Origin of the sequence: Spiroplasma sp. ald, from assembly GCF_044714355.1 — a bacterium.
Lineage (GTDB): Bacteria > Bacillota_I > Bacilli_A > Mycoplasmatales > Mycoplasmataceae > Spiroplasma > Spiroplasma phoeniceum.
The window spans coordinates 1-2,968 of the sequence record NZ_RXFY01000115.1; the positions used below are offsets into that span (position 1 = coordinate 1).

General features: G+C 25.4%; 4 protein-coding genes and 1 riboswitch. Of the genes, 2 read left to right on the plus strand and 2 right to left on the minus strand.

What is annotated here, in order from left to right:
- The first annotated feature begins 169 nt into the window (after window positions 1–169).
- Window positions 170–360: riboswitch (cobalamin riboswitch) on the plus strand.
- A gap of 151 nt (window positions 361–511) precedes the next feature.
- Together EHU54_RS05195 and EHU54_RS05200 are read left to right on the plus strand one after the other, a co-directional pair.
- A complete protein-coding gene (locus tag EHU54_RS05195) occupies window positions 512–1,465 on the plus strand; it encodes a hypothetical protein (RefSeq protein WP_400249313.1) in 954 nt (317 codons plus the stop codon).
- Window positions 1,466–1,527: 62 nt separating this feature from the next.
- Window positions 1,528–1,896 (plus strand): hypothetical protein, encoded by a 369-nt coding sequence (locus tag EHU54_RS05200; RefSeq protein WP_400249314.1) that lies wholly within the window; start codon window positions 1,528–1,530, stop codon window positions 1,894–1,896.
- A gap of 104 nt (window positions 1,897–2,000) precedes the next feature.
- Here EHU54_RS05200 and EHU54_RS05205 read toward each other — a convergent pair whose 3' ends face one another.
- Together EHU54_RS05205 and EHU54_RS05210 are read right to left on the minus strand one after the other, a co-directional pair.
- Window positions 2,001–2,180 carry a hypothetical protein gene (locus EHU54_RS05205; RefSeq protein ID WP_400249315.1) on the minus strand — a complete coding sequence of 60 codons (180 nt, stop codon included), beginning with the start codon at window positions 2,178–2,180 and terminating at the stop codon, window positions 2,001–2,003.
- A 413-nt stretch (window positions 2,181–2,593) separates the two neighbouring features.
- Window positions 2,594–2,809 (minus strand): hypothetical protein, encoded by a 216-nt coding sequence (locus tag EHU54_RS05210; protein ID WP_400249316.1) that lies wholly within the window; start codon window positions 2,807–2,809, stop codon window positions 2,594–2,596.
- Between the last annotated feature and the right edge of the window lie 159 nt (window positions 2,810–2,968).

Here is a 2,968-nt window from a genome sequence, read left to right on the forward strand (position 1 = left end):
ATAATTAATTAAAATTATAATTTGCTATTAGTATCTTTTTAAAAATATTTACAATTATTTTAATAGGTTATGCAAGAAGTCTAATATTTGACTACCTTCGCTAGTTAGTTTAAGTTGAAGTTTTACTTTTTTATTTTTATTATTAATTATTATAAAGATAACTAAAAAATGTGGTATGATAATTTTAGACAATTTAATAAATAGTTATTTAGAGTTAGGGAATTGAGTGCGAATCTTGAACTGTCCCAGCAACTGTGATATTGACGAAAGCCACATTAGCCACTGAAAAGAAAACTTTTGGGAAGGCGGTTAGTAGGATGAAATTAAGCCAGTAGACCTTTCTAAATTTAATTAGTCTTATTATATAACTCCTGGGTGTGAGTCATGTAATTATTTTGTAAATAAATAATTTAGTGATTGTTATATAAAAAGCATGTTGGGGAATGCTTTTTAATTTACTGCAACTAGAATTAAATTGTCCATTGTTAATTTGCTAGAAAAAAATAAGAAAATGAAAAAAATATTATTACTATTCCTAAGTTCTATATTTATTTTTTCACCAACATTAACAACAATTTCTTGTAAAAATGTTGATGAATCGCTTTCCTATTGTGATCCAAATTGAATTTATCAAATGAAGACAGAGGAAAATGAAGAATTTGCAGTTGGTTATAATAATTATTATTTACCAACTGCATCAAGTACCTTCCAACAAAAAGATTGGTTAGATCTTAATCAAGAAGCACATATTTATCTTTATTTTAAAAATGTTGTAAGTCTTGATGAAGTAATGCAAAAATTACAGTTTGGTGATACTGCTCATATGCAAGATGTAACGCATCTTTATGAGCCAATAACATTTACAAAAACTGATGATGATAATGTTTATATTTCTAATTCCTTTTTGACGCAAAATACCCCTGTTAATGGTTATACAATAATGGCACAAGATAAATGAAAAGATCTTAAAAATAGTAAAAATATGAAGCAACTAAATGACCGATTTCAAAAAGAGTTTGAACAATGAGGAACAATTCGTGATTCTCATCCAGTGCAAGAAGTGGATGGAAAACAATTTGTTTGATGAAATTCTAACCGTTTGGATGTTTTATTGCAGACGGAAATCCAGAAGGCAATATATGGAGTTTGAAGTAGCACTGAAAATAAAATTCAAGTGGGAATGAATATTCCATTAAGACTTGTTAGTAAAGGTTCAATTAGAGTGTCAAAAACTAAGGATCAAAGTGTATTTCGAATAGATCTAAATTATCAAGAAAATTGAATAAATAATAGTTTTAATAAAATAAAATACCGATTACCCCACTGAGGTTTTTATTTTAAAATCATTGGTGAAAATAATGCCCAATATATTTCACCACAACTAATTCCTGCAATTAATAATACTTTTCGTGTGACTGATGTTTTGACATATTTAACATCGCGAAATTGAAATTCTTTTAATTAATAAAGGCTATAAAAATGCCAAAATAATTTCATAATTTTATTGTATAATTATTTATAATTATCTTGGAAGGAGATGAAATTATTAAGACATTAACATGACCAAAAATTTTAATGTTTATCGGCGCAGCTTGAATTATTATTATTGGCATTTTATTCGCTGCTGGCGTTCCAACAAAAACTTCAATTTACGGATGAGACACAAGTTGACCAGTTTTATTGCTTTTAGGAATTTTGTATATTTTAGTTCCGCTATCAGTTAAACCAGGCTTTTGATCATTATTATGAGCACTTGCCATTACTGGTTTAGCAGTAATTTTCTTAGTTGGATTTTTTGTAAAAGCAGATTATCAATTACCCTGAACGTATTTAGGGGCCATTCCTAATCTTTTTATTGGAGTTGGAGCATTAAGATGGATTTTTGTTCACGAGTAAAAATTTAATGCTATTAAGAAATGATATTAAAATTATTTTAATATCATTTTTTTATTTATAAATAAACTTTATAGTAATAAGACAAAAAGAACAAAATCATTGTTCTATTTTTCTTGTTCAAGTTCTTGATTTTGTTCGGTTTGATTAAATTCTGTATAAATTTTTTGAATATCTTTTATTCTTTGTGGTTTAGGAATTGGATTAATTTTTGTCGCAGGACTGTTAATGTTATTTGTTGATATGTGTGATTGAATTGACACAAGTCTACCATTTTTATCAATCATCTTTTGTAATTCTGCTTGTCCTGTTTGGGGTAAAGAAATTTGATGTTTTTTCCCTTCTCTTTAAGCATCTGTAGCAATTGAACTTCATTCATTTATTACATTTTCATTAATTCCCATTTGTTTTCAATTTTTTGTTACATTTTTGCAAGTAGAACTTGCCATTTTTCAGATTCTTTTTTATTAAAGCCAAGTGTTGTAAAAAAGAATTAAGACCTTTTTTAAATGATTTATATATTTTTTTAGATGGTTTTTCATTTCTGATGTAAATTCCATATTAAAATTTCCTTATTAGATTTAATTATTAATTAAGCCATTTATTTTGAAAATATTACATTTTCAAAATCACTTATAATATTTATCTTATCATATTTATTTAAAATTAACAATATTTTTTAATTAATAACTGTTTTTATCTATTGTTTTCATTGGCATAAATAAAACCCACCGCTACTATATTTTAAAATTAACTTTAAGAAGTTAACAACTATCAAAGCTCCAACAGTTATTATGTCCAAAATTGTTTCAATTTTACATAAATCTGACAAATAAGCACTATTATTTTCTATTTTAGAATTAGTTCTTTCTTTTTCATTATTGTATTCATATGAAGTTATGTTATTAGTTGTCATTTTTCCTCTTTTTATGATTTTTTATATATAATTTAATATAATTCAAAAGCATTATTGTTTACAGTAAAAAGTTTTCATTTTTTTAAATAACATAAATATTTATAAAGAAGATATTTGATAATAGACTTCTTGCATAACCTAGTTATTTTAAAATTCCTA